The 17,729-nt window shown below is 61.2% G+C and carries 15 protein-coding genes; 10 read left to right on the top strand and 5 right to left on the bottom strand.

The features are described 5' to 3' along the window. Positions 1-81: 81 nt before the first annotated feature. The 3 genes from ACOYXI_RS21470 to rpmE form a co-directional block, all read right to left on the bottom strand. Positions 82-1,350, bottom strand: a complete 1,269-nt coding sequence (locus tag ACOYXI_RS21470) for a malic enzyme-like NAD(P)-binding protein (RefSeq protein ID WP_003220889.1) — start codon at positions 1,348-1,350, stop codon at positions 82-84. Between the two features lie 182 nt (positions 1,351-1,532). Continuing rightward, positions 1,533-2,315: a thermonuclease family protein gene (locus ACOYXI_RS21465; RefSeq protein ID WP_134787545.1), complete on the bottom strand. Its 783-nt coding sequence runs from the start codon at positions 2,313-2,315 to the stop codon at positions 1,533-1,535. Between the two features lie 41 nt (positions 2,316-2,356). Beyond that, positions 2,357-2,572 (bottom strand): 50S ribosomal protein L31, encoded by a 216-nt coding sequence (rpmE, locus tag ACOYXI_RS21460; RefSeq protein WP_007968345.1) that lies wholly within the window; start codon positions 2,570-2,572, stop codon positions 2,357-2,359. A 286-nt stretch (positions 2,573-2,858) separates the two neighbouring features. On the opposite strand from rpmE, the gene ACOYXI_RS21455 reads away from it, so the two are divergent. From ACOYXI_RS21455 to ACOYXI_RS21410, 10 genes are all read left to right on the top strand, one after another. Then, positions 2,859-5,078, top strand: a complete 2,220-nt coding sequence (locus ACOYXI_RS21455) for a primosomal protein N' (RefSeq protein ID WP_139053558.1) — start codon at positions 2,859-2,861, stop codon at positions 5,076-5,078. A gap of 239 nt (positions 5,079-5,317) precedes the next feature. After that, positions 5,318-7,054, top strand: a complete 1,737-nt coding sequence (gene argS / locus ACOYXI_RS21450; RefSeq protein ID WP_461675263.1) for an arginine--tRNA ligase — start codon at positions 5,318-5,320, stop codon at positions 7,052-7,054. A gap of 1 nt (position 7,055) precedes the next feature. Beyond that, positions 7,056-7,763 carry an SPOR domain-containing protein gene (locus tag ACOYXI_RS21445; RefSeq protein ID WP_041074932.1) on the top strand — a complete coding sequence of 236 codons (708 nt, stop codon included), beginning with the start codon at positions 7,056-7,058 and terminating at the stop codon, positions 7,761-7,763. Between the two features lie 289 nt (positions 7,764-8,052). Continuing rightward, positions 8,053-8,583, top strand: a complete 531-nt coding sequence (hslV, locus tag ACOYXI_RS21440) for an ATP-dependent protease subunit HslV (protein WP_007968352.1) — start codon at positions 8,053-8,055, stop codon at positions 8,581-8,583. A gap of 55 nt (positions 8,584-8,638) precedes the next feature. After that, complete coding sequence (gene hslU / locus ACOYXI_RS21435) at positions 8,639-9,976, top strand: ATP-dependent protease ATPase subunit HslU (protein WP_007968354.1); 1,338 nt, start codon at positions 8,639-8,641, stop codon at positions 9,974-9,976. 153 nt (positions 9,977-10,129) lie between these two features. Continuing rightward, positions 10,130-10,507 (top strand): gamma-butyrobetaine hydroxylase family protein, encoded by a 378-nt coding sequence (locus ACOYXI_RS21430; RefSeq protein WP_098966804.1) that lies wholly within the window; start codon positions 10,130-10,132, stop codon positions 10,505-10,507. Between the two features lie 257 nt (positions 10,508-10,764). Further along, positions 10,765-12,444: a class II poly(R)-hydroxyalkanoic acid synthase gene (phaC, locus tag ACOYXI_RS21425; RefSeq protein ID WP_027611304.1), complete on the top strand. Its 1,680-nt coding sequence runs from the start codon at positions 10,765-10,767 to the stop codon at positions 12,442-12,444. 224 nt (positions 12,445-12,668) lie between these two features. Next, positions 12,669-13,523 (top strand): poly(3-hydroxyalkanoate) depolymerase, encoded by an 855-nt coding sequence (gene phaZ, locus ACOYXI_RS21420; protein ID WP_027611303.1) that lies wholly within the window; start codon positions 12,669-12,671, stop codon positions 13,521-13,523. Between the two features lie 139 nt (positions 13,524-13,662). Beyond that, entirely contained in the window at positions 13,663-15,345 is a 1,683-nt protein-coding gene (phaC, locus tag ACOYXI_RS21415) for a class II poly(R)-hydroxyalkanoic acid synthase (protein ID WP_103368731.1), read from the top strand. Positions 15,346-15,375: 30 nt separating this feature from the next. Next, on the top strand, positions 15,376-15,996 hold the full coding sequence (locus ACOYXI_RS21410; RefSeq protein WP_103520650.1) for a TetR/AcrR family transcriptional regulator: 621 nt from the start codon (positions 15,376-15,378) through the stop codon (positions 15,994-15,996). 256 nt (positions 15,997-16,252) lie between these two features. On the opposite strand, the gene ACOYXI_RS21405 is transcribed toward ACOYXI_RS21410, so the two are convergent. Both ACOYXI_RS21405 and ACOYXI_RS21400 read right to left on the bottom strand, forming a co-directional pair. Further along, positions 16,253-17,164, bottom strand: a complete 912-nt coding sequence (locus ACOYXI_RS21405; RefSeq protein WP_461675262.1) for a phasin family protein — start codon at positions 17,162-17,164, stop codon at positions 16,253-16,255. 10 nt (positions 17,165-17,174) lie between these two features. After that, positions 17,175-17,597 (bottom strand): phasin family protein, encoded by a 423-nt coding sequence (locus tag ACOYXI_RS21400; RefSeq protein ID WP_027611299.1) that lies wholly within the window; start codon positions 17,595-17,597, stop codon positions 17,175-17,177. Between the last annotated feature and the right edge of the window lie 132 nt (positions 17,598-17,729).

Raw genomic sequence — 17,729 nt, 5'->3', positions numbered from 1 at the left:
CGAAGAACACCACAAATCACACAGGCACAAAAAAGCCCCGACTCTCACAAGCCGGGGCTTTCGTTGAAGCGCTACAACGGCTTAGCCGTTGAACACGTCATCCACGCTTTTCAGCGGGTAGTTCTTCGGATACGGCAGGGTCGCCACACCGGTCTCGATCGCGGCTTTGGCCACAGCGTCGGAGATCAGGGTGATCAGGCGCTTGTCCATTGGCTTCGGAATGATGTACTCACGGCCGAATTCCAGCGGCGCACCGCCGTAGGCGTCGCACACGTCCTGTGGCACTGGCAGTTTGGCCAGTTCGCGCAGAGCGTTGGCCGCAGCCACTTTCATTTCTTCGTTGATGCGCTTGGCGCGAACGTCCAGGGCACCACGGAAGATGAACGGGAAGCCCAGAACGTTGTTGACCTGGTTCGGGTAGTCGGAACGACCGGTGGCCATGATCACGTCGCTGCGAGTGGCGTGCGCCAGTTCCGGGGAGATTTCCGGATCCGGGTTCGAGCAGGCGAAGACGATCGGGTTGGCCGCCATCGACAGCAGACCTTCAGCGCTCAGCAGGTTCGGGCCGGACAGACCGACGAACACGTCAGCGCCTTTCAGAGCATCAGCCAGGCTGCGCTTGTCGGTGGCGTGAGCGAACACGGCTTTGTACTGGTTCAGGTCATCACGGCCGGAGTGGATCACGCCGGTACGGTCAACCATGAAGATGTTTTCGATTTTTGCGCCCATGCTCACCAGCAACTTCATGCAGGAGATGGCCGCAGCGCCGGCGCCGAGGCAGACGATTTTGGCTTCCGGCAGGGTTTTGCCGGCGATTTCCAGGGCGTTGATCATGCCCGCAGCGGTCACGATCGCGGTGCCGTGCTGGTCATCGTGGAATACCGGAATGTCGCACTGCTCGATCAGAGCACGTTCGATCTCAAAGCACTCAGGCGCCTTGATGTCTTCCAGGTTGATGCCACCGAAGGTGATGGAGATGCGTTTTACGGTGTCGATGAAGGCTTGCGGGCTTTCGGAGTCGACTTCGATGTCGAATACGTCGATGCCGGCGAAGCGTTTGAACAGTACACCTTTACCTTCCATCACTGGCTTGGAGGCCAGTGGGCCGAGGTTACCCAGGCCCAGAATCGCGGTGCCATCGGAAATGACTGCAACCAGGTTGCCCTTGCCGGTGTATTTGTAGGCCAGTTCAGGATCGCGGGCGATCTCACGCACTGGTTCAGCTACGCCGGGGCTGTAGGCCAGCGACAGGTCGCGGGCGGTAGCAGTGGCCTTGGTGAGCTCGACACTCAGCTTCCCTGGACGAGGATTGGCATGATATTCGAGAGCGGCAGTTTTCAGATCAGACATTTTGGCATTCCGCTTTTTACTGTTGGACAGACTGGTCAGCGAGGATACGCGCCTCGCAAAGTCCCCACAAGACTGAGCGGTCACCCCTGTCAAGCGCCCTGTCCTACGACTTTGGGCCAAGAGCCACGGCGCACAAGGGCTGGACTGTTCACAATCGACAGAAAAAATGTCTACAATTTTTTTCAGCGCGCGCTTTGCAGCATCGACGGATCGGTCAACGGCAGCAGCCAACGCGGCTGACCCGGTTTCAACCCGCCACGCCGCGAACGGTCGACGACCCAGCCGCGAGCCTCGATCTGTCTGCCCTGCAGCGCCTGCAACCGGGCGTTGTCGAATTGTCCGACCAGATTGGGTGCAACGCGCAGTACAACCGAGTCCTGCAACTCGATCCAGATTCCGCCGCGATTGCGTTGAACCTTGCTCACACGCCCACTGACCACGGCGAAACCCGAAGTGCGGATCTGCTCCGCTTTCAGTACAGGTGACTGGCGCCACAGGCCCCGACCGGCCTGCCGGGCGCTGCGTTCGGCCGCCTGCTGACAGGCCACAAGATCGACATTCGGTGCCACCGCCACCTGAAAACCGAGGCCGTCGGCGAGCATTTGCGCTTCAAGATTGGTGCCGTTGGTGCTGTAGACATGCGCGAGGGTGCGACCGTAATGGTCTTTGGCCTGCTTGCCGGGGAGCAGACCGACCCGACCGCCGCTGTCCGCCACCAGTACTTCAAGGCGTTTGCGCGCCGCCACGGCGAAGGGTTCGTCACTGCGGCCCTGCTTGCCCAGCTCCGGCGTGTTGAGACCGATCATCCGCACACTGCGCCCATCGCTCAGGCGTAGCGTGTCGCCATCGACCACGCGCTGGACGCTGACGCTGCTGAGGCCGGCAGGCGTGGGGCAAAATGCCTGGGCAGCGGACAGCCAAATCGCGGACACAAAAAAGGCGCCCACAAGGGACGCCTTTTTCATCAGCCTGGAGAAACCGTCGAAGTTTTCCAGAATGACCAATCTTACTTCTTGGCGCCGAAGGCACCGAAACGGTCGGCGAACTTCTGAACGCGGCCACCGGTGTCCAGAGTCTTCTGCTTACCGGTGTAGAACGGGTGGCACTCGTTGCAAACGTCGATCGCCAGGGCTTTGCCGAAGGTCGAACGGGTTTCGAACTTGTTGCCGCAGCTGCAGGTTACTGCAACTTCTGGGTAATTCGGGTGGATATCAGCTTTCATGATGTCTTCCTCAGCTAGCGTGCCGCCACCCAACACTATTGTTGAATACCGCACGTAATTAGGCCGCGGATTCTACCAGACAATGTCAATCGCGCAAGCTGTCCCTGAGACCGACCGTCTGCTAGGCTCCCGGGCTTGAACGCACTCCCCTGTGGGAGCGAGCTTGCTCGCGAATGCGTTGTGCCAGTTGATGACTTCGTGCCTGACACACCGCGTTCGCGAGCAAGCTCGCTCCCACAGTTGATCTGCGCCAAGCCTCCTTTTGTGTTGATCGAGATCCCCCCGCGTGCCCGACGCCATTCTGCGCCTCGCCCTGCCTTCGCCCCTGCGCCGCCTGTTCGACTATCGGGCCCCGGCCGGGGTTCTGCGCGCCCAGCTGCAGCCGGGCATGCGCCTGCGGGTGCCGTTCGGGCGGCGGGAGATGATCGGGATTCTGGTCGAGATCACCGATACCAGCGACGTGCCGCTGGAGAAACTCAAGCCGGCGTTGGCCCTGCTCGATGCAGAGCCGCCGCTGCCGCCCGCACTGTTCAAGCTGTGTCTGTGGACGTCGCAGTATTACCAGCACAGCCTCGGCGATACCTTGAGCTGGGCGCTGCCGGTGCTGCTGCGTCAGGGCGAACTGGCCGAAGCGCGACAGGAGCGCTTCTGGTCAGTTGCCCCCGGCGCCAGCCTCGATGATCCGCGCGTCGCCCGCGCCCCGCGCCAGCGTGAAGCACTGGCAACACTGGCGCAGCACCCGCACGGCGTGGCCCATCAGTTGTTGAGCAAGCTGATGCTGAGCAAGGACAGCCTCGACCTGCTGCTGGCCAAGGGTCTGGTGCAAGTGGAGATCCGGCGCCACGCCCCCGGGGTGCGCCATGAACACTGGCTGGCCCAGCCAGAGTTGCCGCTGAACACCGAACAACGCGCCGCTTACGAAGCGATCCGCGCCGGGTTCGACAGTTATCACGCCTTTCTGCTGGCCGGGGTCACGGGCAGCGGCAAGACCGAAGTCTATTTGCAACTGATCCGCGAAACCCTCGAAGCCGGCAAGCAGGCACTGGTGCTGATCCCCGAGATCAACCTCGGCCCGCAGACTCTGGCGCGTTTCGAGCAGCGCTTCAACGCACGCATCGCCCTGCTGCACTCGGCGGTCAACGACCGTGAGCGCCTCGACGCCTGGCTCGCTGCCCGCGACGGCGAGGCCGACATTATTATCGGCACTCGCTCGGCGCTGTTCACCCCGATGAAGAACCCGGGGCTGATCATCATCGACGAAGAGCACGACGGCTCCTATAAACAGCAGGAAGGCCTGCGCTACCACGCCCGGGATCTGGCACTGGTGCGCGCGCGACAGGAAAACATCCCGATCGTCCTCGGGTCCGCCACGCCTTCACTGGAAAGCCTGCACAACGCCTACACCGGTCGTTATGGCCTGCTGCGCCTCAACGAGCGGGCCGGCGGCGCCAAGCAACCACGTTTCCTGCGGCTGGACGTGAAAAGCCGTCCGCTGGACAGCGGCATTTCCGGGCCGATGCAACAAGCCATTGGCCAGACCCTCGCGGCCGGCCAGCAGGTGCTGGTGTTTCTCAACCGGCGCGGCTTTGCGCCGACGTTGCTGTGCCACGATTGCGGCTGGATGTCCGAGTGCTCGCGCTGCGATGCGCGAATGACCGTGCACCAGCGCTACGGCGAACTGCGCTGCCACCACTGTGGCAACGTCGAGCGCACGCCGCGCCAATGCCCCAAGTGCAACAAAGTCGATCTGCGGCCGGTGGGCGCCGGCACCGAACGCGCCGAAGAACGCCTGGCGATTCTGTTCCCGGACTACCCGGTGCTGCGCGTCGACCGCGACAGCACTTCGCGCAAGGACGCGATGAATCAACTGTTCGCGACGATTCAGAAAGGCCAGCCGTGCATTCTGGTCGGCACGCAAATGCTGGCCAAGGGGCACCACTTCCCCCGGGTTACGCTGGTGTCGATTCTGGATGCTGACGGCGGACTGTTCTCCGGCGACTTCCGTGCCAGCGAGCGCATGGCGCAATTGATCGTGCAGGTCGCCGGGCGCGCCGGGCGGGCGGAGGAGCCGGGCAAGGTGATCATCCAGACCCACCTGGCCGACCATCCTTTATTGGTGCAACTGACCGAGCAGGGTTACTTCGCTTTCGCCGAGCAGGCGTTGAGCGAGCGCCGGGCTGCCGGACTGCCACCGTTTTCACACTTGGCCCTGTTGCGTGCCGAAGCGCACAAACCGGGGCAGGCCGAAGGTTTTCTCGATGAGGCATGCAGCGCGGCCGAACGCTTGCTGGTCGAGCAGAATCTGAGCGGCATCGAATTGCTCGGGCCGGTGCCGGCGCCGATGGAGCGCCGAGCCGGTCGCTATCGTGCACAGTTGTTGGTGCAGGCGACAGCGCGGGCGCCGCTGCATCGGTTGCTCGCCAGCTGGTTGCTGGAACTGGAGCAGATGCCGAGCGGGCGCGCGGTGCGCTGGTCGCTGGATGTCGATCCTGTAGATCTGTATTGATCTGAAAATCACCTTCGCGAGCAAGCCCGCTCCCACATTGGATCTGCGGCGTTCACAGATTATGTGTCTGACACCGATCCCCTGTGGGAGCGGGCTTGCTCGCGAAGAGGCCCGAATTGTCACCACATATCCATAAGCTGCCTGCTAAGGTTGGCAAGCCCGTCTTCGCAACGGATAATGCCCAGTTTTTCCACCCGCGCATCGATGCGCCGCCGCGCTTGCGGTCGAAAGAGAAGACCATGAAAGACACCATTCGCCAGCTGATCCAACAAGCCCTCACCCAACTCGTCAACGAAGGTGGGTTGCCTGAAGGCCTGTCGCCGGCGATTCAGGTGGAGAACGCCCGCGACAAAACCCACGGCGACTTCGCCAGCAACATCGCCATGATGCTGGCCAAGCCTGCGGGCATGAAGCCGCGCGATCTGGCGGAGAAAATCATCGCTGCGCTGCCGGCCGACGAGAACGTCACCAAGGCCGAAATCGCCGGTCCGGGCTTCATCAATTTCTTCCAGAACACCCAGGCCCTCGCCTCGCGCCTCGACGCCGCTCTGGCCGACGCTAACGTTGGTGTGCGCAAGGCCGGCCCGGCGCAGCGCACCGTGGTCGACCTGTCGGCACCGAACCTGGCCAAAGAGATGCACGTCGGCCACTTGCGCTCGACGATCATCGGCGACGGCGTGGCCCGTGTTCTCGAGTTCCTCGGCGACGAAGTGATCCGCCAGAACCACGTGGGCGACTGGGGCACCCAGTTCGGCATGCTGATGGCGTATCTGCAGGAAAACCCGATCACCAGCGACGAGCTGTCCGATCTGGAAAACTTCTACCGCGCCGCCAAGCAGCGTTTCGACGAATCCGAAGAATTCGCCGACCGCGCCCGTGGTCTGGTGGTCAAGCTGCAGGCCGGCGATGCCGAGTGCCTGGCGCTGTGGACCAAGTTCAAGGACATCTCGCTGTCGCACTGCCAGAAGATCTACGAACTGCTCAACGTCAAACTGACCATGGCCGACGTGATGGGCGAAAGCGCCTACAACGACGACCTGATCAACGTGGTCAACGACCTCAAAGCCGCCGGCATGCTGGTCGAGAGCAACGGCGCCCAGTGCGTGTTCCTCGACGAGTTCAAGAACGCCGACGGCGATCCGCTGCCAGTGATCATCGTCAAGGCTGACGGCGGTTACCTGTACGCCACCACTGACCTGGCAGCCGTGCGCTACCGCAGTGGCAAGCTGAAAGCCGACCGCGCGCTGTACTTCGTCGACCAGCGTCAGGCCCTGCACTTCCAGCAAGTGTTCGCCGTGGCGCGCAAGGCCGGTTTCGTGACCCATCCGATGGAGATGGAGCACATGGGCTTCGGCACCATGAACGGCGCCGACGGCCGTCCGTTCAAGACCCGTGATGGCGGCACCGTGAAGCTGATCGATTTGCTGACCGAAGCGCAGGAACGTGCCTACAACCTGGTCAAAGAGAAAAACCCGACACTGGCCGAAGACGAACTGCGCAACATCGCCAAGGTTGTCGGCATCGGTGCGGTGAAATACGCCGACCTGTCCAAGCACCGCACCAGCGACTACAGCTTCAACTTCGACCTGATGCTGAATTTCGAAGGCAACACCGCGCCGTACCTGTTGTACGCCTATACCCGTGTGGCCGGTGTGTTCCGCAAACTGGGCAAGGACTTCAGCGAAGTCGATGGCCAGATCGTCCTCGAAGCGGCGCACGAGCAAGAGCTGGCGGCGAAACTGGCGCAGTTCGGCGAAGTGCTGAACAACGTCGCGGAAAAAGGCACACCGCACATCCTCTGCACCTATCTGTATGACGTCGCCGGTCTGTTCTCCAGCTTCTACGAGAACTGCCCGATCCTCGCCGCCGAGACGCCGGTCCAGATGCAGAGCCGTCTGCGTCTGGCCGCGCTGACCGGTCGTACTCTCAAGCAAGGCCTGGAACTGTTGGGCCTGGAAACTCTGGAGCGCATGTAAGTTGGCTGCCAAGAAAAAACCTGCACCCAAGCGTGGCGCCAGCCGTTACCAAGCTCCTGCAAAGCAACCGATCCCGGGCTGGCTGTGGATGGCCATCGGCCTGACGGTCGGTGCGTTCATCGTGTTCCTGATGAAACTGGAACCGGGCAAGGGCAGCGACACGGTCAAGCGCGAGAAAGTCGAGCAGGCGCAGCAGCAGAAAGCGTCGAAGATCGCCGAGGCCAACAAGACCCCGCCGAGCCCGACGCAACCGGTGAAGCCGAAGTACGACTTCTACACCTTGCTGCCGGAATCGGAAGTGATCGTGCCGCCGGATGCCGTGCCGGAGAAAACCCTGCCGACGCCACAAGTGCCGACCACGCCGGTCACCCCGGCGGAAGCGGCGAAGATCGACACCGCACGGGCGCAGGCTGCGCTGTCAGGTATTACCCCGCCGCCAGCGCCACCGGTGGCGAAAGCGGCGCCGGTGACCAAGTTCTTCCTCCAGGCCGGCTCGTTCCGCAAAGAGGCGGACGCGGACAAGGTGCGGGCGCAGATCATTCTGCTGGGCCAGGCTGTTTCGGTTGAGTCGGGCACGGTGAAGGATGAAACCTGGTACCGCGTATTGGTCGGCCCGTTCAGCAATCGCGAGCAACTGACCACTGCGCAGAAACAACTGGCCGGCAGCGGCTTCAGCAACCTGTTGTTACAACAACGCCAGAGCCGCTGATTGCCCCCCCGTGGGCAGCCTCATTCCGAGGCTGCCCACAATCCCTGTGGTGAGGGGATTCATCCCCGACCGGCTGCGCAGCAGTCGTAAATCCAGCATGCGCGGTGTGCCAGACCGGCTGCAATCGCAGGTCTCAGGGCCGCTTCGCGCCCCATCGGGGATAAATCCCCTCGCCACAGTCATCAAACACCATTCGTCTCCCATTACCCTCCCCGGTTGAAATCCTCTCCAGCACCCCCATATGAATGGGCATAAGGCATTTTCGCCCCGCTGCGTGGAGACTCTTCCCTTGACCACCATCGTTTCAGTCCGCCGCCACGGCAAAGTCGTCATGGGCGGCGACGGCCAGGTTTCTCTCGGCAACACCGTGATGAAAGGCAACGCGAAGAAAGTTCGTCGCCTGTACCACGGCCAGGTCATCGCCGGTTTCGCCGGTGCCACCGCCGACGCCTTCACCCTGTTCGAACGTTTTGAAGGCCAGCTCGAGAAACATCAGGGCCACCTGATCCGCGCCGCTGTCGAACTCGCCAAAGAATGGCGCACCGACCGCTCCCTGAGCCGCCTCGAAGCCATGCTCGCGGTCGCCAACAAGGACGCCTCGCTGATCATCACCGGCAACGGTGACGTGGTCGAACCCGAAGACGGCCTGATCGCCATGGGTTCCGGCGGCGCCTACGCGCAAGCCGCAGCCAGCGCGCTGTTGAAAAAGACCGACCTGTCGGCCCGGGAGATCGTCGAAACTGCCCTCGGTATCGCCGGCGACATCTGTGTATTCACCAACCACACCCAGACCATTGAGGAGCAGGATCTCGCTGAATAAGCCTGACGCGGCCAAAGTGCCACGGCTTGTTTCTGCTTGAGGACCGTCAATTACTATGTCCATGACTCCCCGCGAAATCGTCCACGAACTCAACCGCCATATCATCGGCCAGGACGATGCCAAGCGCGCCGTCGCGATTGCCCTGCGCAACCGCTGGCGCCGCATGCAGCTGCCTGAAGAGCTGCGCGTTGAAGTGACCCCGAAAAACATTCTGATGATCGGCCCGACCGGTGTCGGTAAAACCGAGATCGCCCGTCGTCTGGCGAAACTGGCCAACGCGCCGTTCATCAAGGTCGAAGCGACCAAATTCACCGAAGTCGGCTACGTCGGCCGTGACGTCGAATCGATCATCCGTGATCTGGCCGACGCCGCGATCAAGATGCTCCGCGAGCAGGAAATGACCCGCGTGCGTCACCGTGCCGAAGACGCTGCCGAGGACCGCATCCTCGACGCGCTGCTGCCACCGGCGCGCATGGGCTTCAGCAATGAAGAAGCACCGAGCAGCGATTCCAACACCCGTCAGCTGTTCCGCAAGCGCCTGCGCGAAGGCCAGTTGGACGACAAGGAAATCGAGATCGAAGTCGCCGAAGTGGCCGGCATCGAAATCGCCACGCCGCCTGGCATGGAAGAGATGACCAGCCAGCTGCAGAACCTGTTCGCCAACATGGGCAAGGGCAAGAAGAAAGCTCGCAAGCTCAAGGTCAAAGAAGCGCTGAAACTGGTGCGCGACGAAGAGGCCGGGCGTCTGGTCAACGAAGAAGAGTTGAAGGCCAAGGCGCTGGAAGCGGTCGAGCAGCACGGCATCGTGTTCATCGACGAAATCGACAAGGTCGCCAAACGCGGCAATGTCGGCGGCGCCGATGTGTCCCGTGAAGGCGTACAGCGCGATTTGCTGCCGCTGATCGAGGGCTGCACCGTCAACACCAAGCTGGGCATGGTCAAGACCGATCACATCCTGTTCATCGCCTCCGGTGCGTTCCACCTGAGCAAGCCGAGCGATCTGGTGCCGGAGCTGCAGGGCCGTCTGCCGATCCGTGTCGAGCTCAAGGCGCTGAGCCCGGAAGACTTCGAGCGCATCCTCAGCGAGCCGCACGCATCGCTCACCGAGCAATATTGCGCGCTGCTGAAAACCGAAGGCCTGAACATCCAGTTCCAGCCGGAAGGCATCAAGCGTCTGGCGGAGATCGCCTGGCAGGTCAACGAGAAAACCGAGAACATCGGTGCCCGTCGTCTGCACACGCTGCTTGAGCGTCTGCTGGAAGAGGTGTCGTTCAGTGCCGGCGACCTGGCCAGCGCGCATGACGACAAGCCGATCCTGATCGACGCTGCGTACGTCAACAGCCATCTGGGCGAATTGGCGCAGAACGAAGACCTGTCCCGTTATATCCTGTAAGCCATACTTACAGCGGTAGCGGACCCTGTGGGAGCGGGCTTGCTCGCGAAGAGGCCGTGCCAGTCGACAGCAATGTTGGCTGACATACCGCATTCGCGAGCAAGCCCGCTCCCACATTTGAATCAGGGTCGCCCACACAACGGACGCCAGACCATGACCTCAATCCCCACCGACATCAAACTGCACAAAGCCTCGAAAACCCTGACGCTCAAATACGCGTCCGGCGAGGAGTACACCCTGCCCGCCGAATTCCTGCGCGTGCATTCCCCTTCCGCCGAGGTCCAGGGCCACGGCAAACCGATCCTGCAATTCGGCAAGCTCAATGTCGGCCTCAGCGGCCTGGAACCGGCCGGTCAGTACGCACTGAAACTGACCTTCGACGACGGTCACGACAGCGGCTTGTTCACCTGGGAATATCTCTACGAGCTGGGGCGACGCCATGACGCACTCTGGGCCGATTATCTGGCCGAGCTCAAAGCGGCCGGGAAAACCCGCGATCCGGACGAGTCAATCGTCAAGCTGATGCTCTAGTCCGAGACTCTTGCTCTTTAGAGGGCATTTTCTAAATTCATCTGTTTGAATGCTCTGCTGTGTGGCCGAGGATCGGCCTGCTTGCGAAAAAAATTAAACTCGGGTAACCAATGGAGCTGGCAAGTTCCCTGCAGTGCTCTACGACTGTAAAGCAGCTATGCAGAATTAACGGTCACCCGAGCAGTAGTACCTGGCATTAGCTGTGGAACTGCACAGCAGAAACCGGGTACTCGTCTCAGGACAATGGAGCGTCGTAGATGAGTAACAAGAATAACGATGACCTGAAGTACCAAGCCTCGGAAAATACCCTGGGGCTTAATCCCGTCGTTGGGCTGCGCGGAAAGGATCTGCTGGCCTCTGCTCGAATGGTGCTGACCCAGGCCATCAAACAACCGATCCATAGCGTCAAGCACGTGACCCATTTCGGTCTCGAACTGAAGAACGTGCTGTTCGGCAAATCGGAACTGCAACCGGCCAGCGATGACCGTCGCTTCGCTGATCCGGCGTGGAGTCAGAACCCGCTCTACAAACGTTATCTGCAAACTTACCTGGCGTGGCGCAAGGAGCTCCATTCCTGGATCGACGACAGCAGCCTGTCACCCAAAGACATCGCGCGCGGCCACTTCGTGATCAACCTGATGACCGAAGCCATGGCCCCGACCAACACCGCCGCCAACCCGGCGGCGGTCAAACGCTTCTTCGAGACCGGCGGCAAAAGCCTGCTCGATGGCCTCTCGCATCTGGCCAAGGATCTGGTGCACAACGGCGGCATGCCGAGCCAGGTCAACATGGGCGCGTTCGAGGTCGGCAAGAGCCTTGGCGTGACCGAAGGCGCGGTGGTGTTTCGCAACGACGTGCTGGAGCTGATCCAGTACAAGCCGATCACCGAACAGGTCCATGAGCGGCCACTGCTCGTGGTGCCGCCACAGATCAACAAGTTCTACGTTTTCGATTTGAGCCCGGACAAGAGTCTGGCGCGCTTCTGCCTGCGTAATAACGTGCAGACTTTCATCGTCAGTTGGCGCAACCCGACCAAGGCCCAGCGCGAGTGGGGCCTGTCGACCTACATCGATGCGCTGAAAGAAGCAGTCGACGTGGTCACCGCAATCACCGGCAGCAAAGACGTGAACATGCTCGGCGCCTGCTCCGGTGGCATCACCTGCACCGCCCTGCTCGGCCACTACGCCGCCCTCGGCGAAAAGAAGGTCAACGCCCTGACCCTGCTGGTCAGCGTGCTCGATACCACCCTGGACAGCGACGTCGCCCTGTTCGTCGACGAGCAGACCCTCGAGACCGCCAAACGTCACTCATATCAGGCCGGCGTGCTCGAAGGCAAAGACATGGCCAAGGTCTTCGCGTGGATGCGCCCCAACGACCTGATCTGGAACTACTGGGTCAACAACTACCTGCTGGGCAACGAGCCACCGGTGTTCGACATCCTGTTCTGGAACAACGATACGACTCGACTGCCGGCCGCGTTCCACGGCGACCTGATCGAGATGTTCAAAAACAACCCACTGATCCGCCCCAATGCACTGGAAGTGTGCGGCACGCCGATCGACCTCAAGCAGGTCACCGCCGACATTTTCTCGCTGGCCGGTACCAACGACCACATCACCCCGTGGAAGTCCTGCTACAAGTCGGCGCAGCTGTTTGGCGGCAAGGTCGAGTTCGTGCTGTCGAGCAGCGGGCACATCCAGAGCATCCTGAACCCGCCGGGCAACCCGAAATCGCGCTATATGACCAGCGAAGGCATGGCCGCCAATGCCGACGAATGGCAAGAGAACTCGACCAAGCACACCGATTCCTGGTGGCTGTACTGGCAGGCGTGGCAGGCTGAACGCTCGGGTAATCTGAAAAAAGCACCAACCAAACTCGGCAACAAGGCGTACGCGCCAGGTGAAGCATCGCCGGGCACTTACGTTCATGAGCGGTAACTGACACACCTCATCCCCCTGTGGGAGCGGGCTTGTGGTGAGGGGATTCATCCCCGATGGGTCGCGCAGCGGCCCCAAAACCTGCAATCGCGGCAACTATGATTCTCCGCGTTTGAGGGTGTGCGACTGCTTCGCAGTCGATCGGGGATAAATCCCCTCGCCACAATGCCCGCTCCCACAGGGGATTGGAGGTGATATTGAGATTGACCCACAGGGCCTGAAGCATGCCGCAACCGTTCATTTTCCGTACCGTCGATCTGGATGGGCAGACCCTCCGCACCGCGGTACGCCCCGGCAAGCCTCATTTGACGCCCTTGCTGATTTTCAACGGCATCGGTGCCAACCTGGAGCTGGTGTTTCCGTTCGTCGCGGCGCTGGACCCGGATCTGGAAGTGATCGCCTTCGACGTACCCGGTGTCGGCGGCTCGTCGACGCCCAACCGGCCTTATCGCTTTCCCGGGCTGGCGAAGCTGACGGCGCGGATGCTCGACTACCTCGACTACGGTCAGGTCAACGTGATCGGCGTGTCGTGGGGCGGCGCGCTGGCGCAGCAATTCGCCCACGACTACCCCGAACGCTGCAAGAAACTGGTGCTGGCAGCGACTGCGGCCGGCGCCTTCATGGTGCCGGGCAAGCCGAAAGTGCTGTGGATGATGGCCAGCCCCCGGCGCTACATCCAGCCGTCCCACGTGATCCGCATTGCGCCGTTGATTTACGGCGGCTCGTTCCGCCGCGACCCGACCCTGGCCGCCAGCCATGCGGCGAAAGTGCGTTCGGCGGGCAAGCTCGGTTACTACTGGCAGCTGTTCGCCGGCCTCGGCTGGACCAGCATTCACTGGCTGCACAAGATCCATCAGCCGACCCTGGTGCTGGCCGGCGACGACGATCCGCTGATCCCGCTGATCAACATGCGCATGCTCGCCTGGCGCATCCCCAACGCCCAGTTGCACATCATCGACGACGGTCATCTGTTCCTGATCACCCGTGCCGAAGCCGTGGCGCCGATCATCATGAAATTCCTTGAGGAGGAACGGCAGCGCGCCGTGATGCACCCGCACCCGACCCCACTGGGCGGATAAATCACGGCGGCAGGCTTTATGCAGGGTTTTGAACAAAGTGCGCGGCAGGACGCCGCGCAGGCAGCAACCCGTAACAGCGACTATGGTGTTCTGGTTCGGTGAGTTTGTTTTTGACCTGAAGACGAAGGAGTGTTGAGTCATGCGCGACAAACCTGCGACGGGCGTAGTGCCCAGTCCCGCCGTGTTCATCAATGCACAAAGTGCAATGACCGGCCTGCGTGGGCGGGACTTGCTCTCGACCTTGCGCAGCGTCGCCGCCCACGGTCTGCGCAACCCGCTCCACAGTGCCAAACACGCCTTGAAACTCGGCGGCCAGCTCGGTCGCGTGCTGCTCGGTGAAACCCTGCACCCGACCAACCCGCAGGACGCGCGGTTCGCCGATCCGGCGTGGAGCCTCAATCCGTTCTACCGGCGCAGCCTGCAGGCGTATCTGGCCTGGCAGAAACAGGTCAAGAGCTGGATCGATGAAAGCAGCATGAGCGAGGACGATCGCGCTCGCGCGCACTTCGCGTTCACCTTGCTCAACGATGCCGTCGCGCCCTCCAATACCTTGCTCAATCCGCTGGCGGTCAAGGAGCTGTTCAATTCCGGCGGCCAGAGTCTGGTGCGCGGCCTGAGCCATCTGTTTGATGATCTGCTGCACAACGATGGCCTGCCACGCCAGGTTACCAAGCAGGCGTTCGAGGTCGGCAAGACCGTCGCCACCACCACCGGCGCCGTGGTGTTTCGCAACGAGATGCTCGAGCTGATCCAGTACAAGCCGATGAGCGAAAAGCAGTACGCCAAGCCGCTGCTGGTGGTGCCGCCGCAAATCAACAAGTACTACATTTTCGACCTCAGCCCGCAGAACAGCTTCGTCCAGTACGCGCTGAAAAACGGCCTGCAGACCTTCATGATCAGTTGGCGCAACCCGGACGTACGCCACCGGGAATGGGGCCTCTCGACCTACGTCGAAGCGGTGGAAGAAGCGATGAACATCTGCCGGGCGATCACCGGCGCGCGCGAGGTGAATCTGATGGGTGCCTGCGCCGGTGGCCTGACCATCGCCGCGCTGCAGGGTCATCTGCAGGCGAAACGGCAACTGCGACGGATCTCCAGTGCGACCTATCTGGTCAGCCTGCTCGACAGTGAGATCGAGACCCCGACCACCCTGTTCGCCGACGAACAGACCATCGAAGCGGCCAAACGCCGCTCCTACCAGCGAGGCGTGCTCGACGGTCGCGACATGGCCAAGGTGTTTGCCTGGATGCGGCCCAACGATTTGATCTGGAGCTACTTCGTCAATAACTACCTGCTCGGCAAGGAGCCGCCGGCCTTCGACATTCTCTACTGGAACAACGACAACACCCGCCTGCCCGCCGCGTTCCACGGCGACCTGCTGGACTTCTTCAAGCACAACCCGCTGACCCACCCGGGTGGCCTGGAAGTCTGCGGTACGCCAATCGACCTGCAGAAAGTCACCGTCGACAGCTTCAGCGTGGCCGGCATGAACGACCACATCACGCCGTGGGACGCGGTGTACCGCTCGACCCTGCTGCTCGGTGGCGAGCGACGTTTCGTACTGTCCAACAGTGGGCACGTGCAGAGCATCCTCAACCCGCCGAGCAACCCGAAAGCCAATTACGTCGAGAACGGCAAGCTGAGCAGCGATCCGCGCGCCTGGTACTACGACGCCAAGCGCGTCGACGGCAGTTGGTGGCCGCAGTGGCTGGAGTGGATACAGCAGCGCTCCGGCACGCAGCACGAAACCACGTTTACCCTCGGCAACCCGAATTATCCACCGATGGAGGCAGCACCCGGCACCTACGTGCATGTGCGCTGACGCTTAACCGAACTTTTCTAAGAAGACTGGATGAAAACCCGCGACCGGATTCTCGAATGTGCTCTGCAACTGTTCAACGAAAAGGGTGAGCCCAACGTCTCCACCATGGAAGTTGCCAATGAAATGGGGATCAGCCCCGGCAATCTCTACTACCACTTTCACGGCAAGGAGCCGTTGATTCTGGGCCTGTTCGAACGCTTCCAGAACGAACTGGCGCCGCTGCTCGATCCGCCATCGGATGCCGAGCTGGCGCCGGAGGATTACTGGCTGTTTCTGCACCTGATCGTCGAGCGCCTGGCGCAGTACCGGTTTCTGTTCCAGGACCTGTCGAACCTCGCCGGGCGCCTGCCGAAACTGGCCAAGGGTATTCGCAACCTGCTCAACGCGCTCAAGCGTACGCTGGCGTCATTGCTGGCGCGGTTGAAGGCTTCGGGGCAACTGGTCAGTGATACCCAGGCGTTGGGGCAACTGGTGGAGCAGATCACCATGACCTTGCTGTTCTCGCTGGACTATCAGCGGATTCTCGATCGCGAGGGTGAGGTCAAACTGGTGGTGTACCAGATCATGATGCTGGTGGCGCCGCATCTGCTGCCGCCGGTGAAAGTGGCGACGGAGCGGATGGCCCTGCAATACCTCGAAGATCACGAATGAAATCAAGAGCCCCTCACCCTAACCCTCTCCCAGAGGGAGAGGGGACTGACCTTATTGTCTTACGCGATACGGCGACCTGAAAAATCCAGTCGATTATGGATTCAATACGACACTTTCAGGTCGGTGTAAGGCTGAAGCATCCCCGAATCGGCCCCCTCTCCCTCGGGGAGAGGGCTGGGGTGAGGGTAAGCTTTTAAAAGCACAAACAAAAACGCCCGACCTTCACAGGCCGGGCGTTTTGTTTTGCCCTGAAAAATCAGGACTGACTGGTTGGCGTCGACGGGGTCGATGCAGCAGTCGGGGTGGCTGCCGGAGTCGGTGCAGCGGCGGAGTTCGACGCGCTGGCCGGGGTTGCCGGGGTGGCTGGCTTGGCTGCTGCGGGTGCAGCTGGCTTCGGAGCAGCGGCCTTCGGCGCGGCCGGTTTTTTCACTGCCGGTTTTTTCGCCGCAGCCGGTTTGGCCGAAGGTTTGGCAGCCGGTTTCGCGGCAGCGGTTTTCGCTGCTGGCTTGGCGGCTGGTTTGGCCGCGGACTTGGCCGCAGGTTTCGCAGCCGCTTTGGCAGCAACCGGTTTCGCGGCAGCCTTGGCGGCTGGTTTGGCAGCGGCCGTTTTAGCAGCAGGCTTGGCGGCAGCGGTTTTTGCCGCGGGCTTGGCCGCAGCTTTGGCAGCTGGTTTCGCAGCCGCTTTAGCCAATGGCTTGGCGGCGGTTTTGGCTGCCGGTTTGGCCGCTGCGGTTTTCGCCGCGACCGGTTGGGTTTTCAGACCGGTGAGTTTCTCGATCTGCTTGGTCAGGGTCTCGACCTTGCTGTGCAGCGCTTTGACTTCATTGCGGCTAGGCACACCCAGGCGCGAAATCGCGCTGTTCAGGCGCTTGTCGAAAGCCCCTTCCAGCTCGTCCCACTTGCCCAGTGCGCGATCTTTCACGCCGCTGATGCGCGACTTGGCCGAAGAAGCGGAATCCTTGGCGGCATCGACTTTCTTGCCGACTGCCGACTTGGTGAGCTTCTCGGCTTTCTCGCCGTCTTTGACCAGTGACTCGAAGAGCTTGCTGCCGTCAGTGTCGATCTTCGAGTACACGCCTAAACCAGCCAGCCAGATTTTGCGGGAGTAGTCTTCGACTTTCCCAATCCACGAGCTGCCTTCTTTATCGGTGTTCTTTTTACCAGCCATCCCGTTCTCCTTAAGATTTACGCGCGACGCGTTCGAGCAATGCCGTCAGCTCATCGAGCTTAGCAGAGAGTGTCTCAACGTCATGTTTAGACGGAATGCCGATACGATTCAAGGCGCTTGCTACACGGGAGTCGAACGCCTTCTCGACCTTGTCGAGCTGAACTTCGACGCGACCTTTAAACGAGCTGACCTCATCCTTGGCTTCGTCGATCTCGGCATTGGCGGCTTCGAGTTTTTCGGTGACGACTCTTTTGCCTTTCTTTTCAACAGTTTGACCAGCCTTGATCAGCTCTTGAAAGTAGTCGCTGCCCTCTTGGCCGACCTTGGTGTAGGCACCCAGGCCTGCCAGCCAGATCTTGCGGGCATAGGATTTGACGTCGCTCAGAGCAGAAGTCGAAGCGTCGATTTTTTTCTTCAGAATGACTTTGGCCATGGTGCACCTCACGCGCAGAAGGTTTGAGGAACTGCCCGCAGATGTGTCGGGCTCAGGCACAAAGTAGGGAGAAAAATTAGAAACGGCACCCTAACAACTGACATAAAATCCGGGAGCACCACAAAACAAATG

It is taken from the genome of Pseudomonas sp. G3-19 (assembly GCF_054855875.1).
The sequence above is the reverse complement of the archived record's forward strand: the minus strand, read 5'-3'. Positions and strand labels throughout refer to the sequence as shown.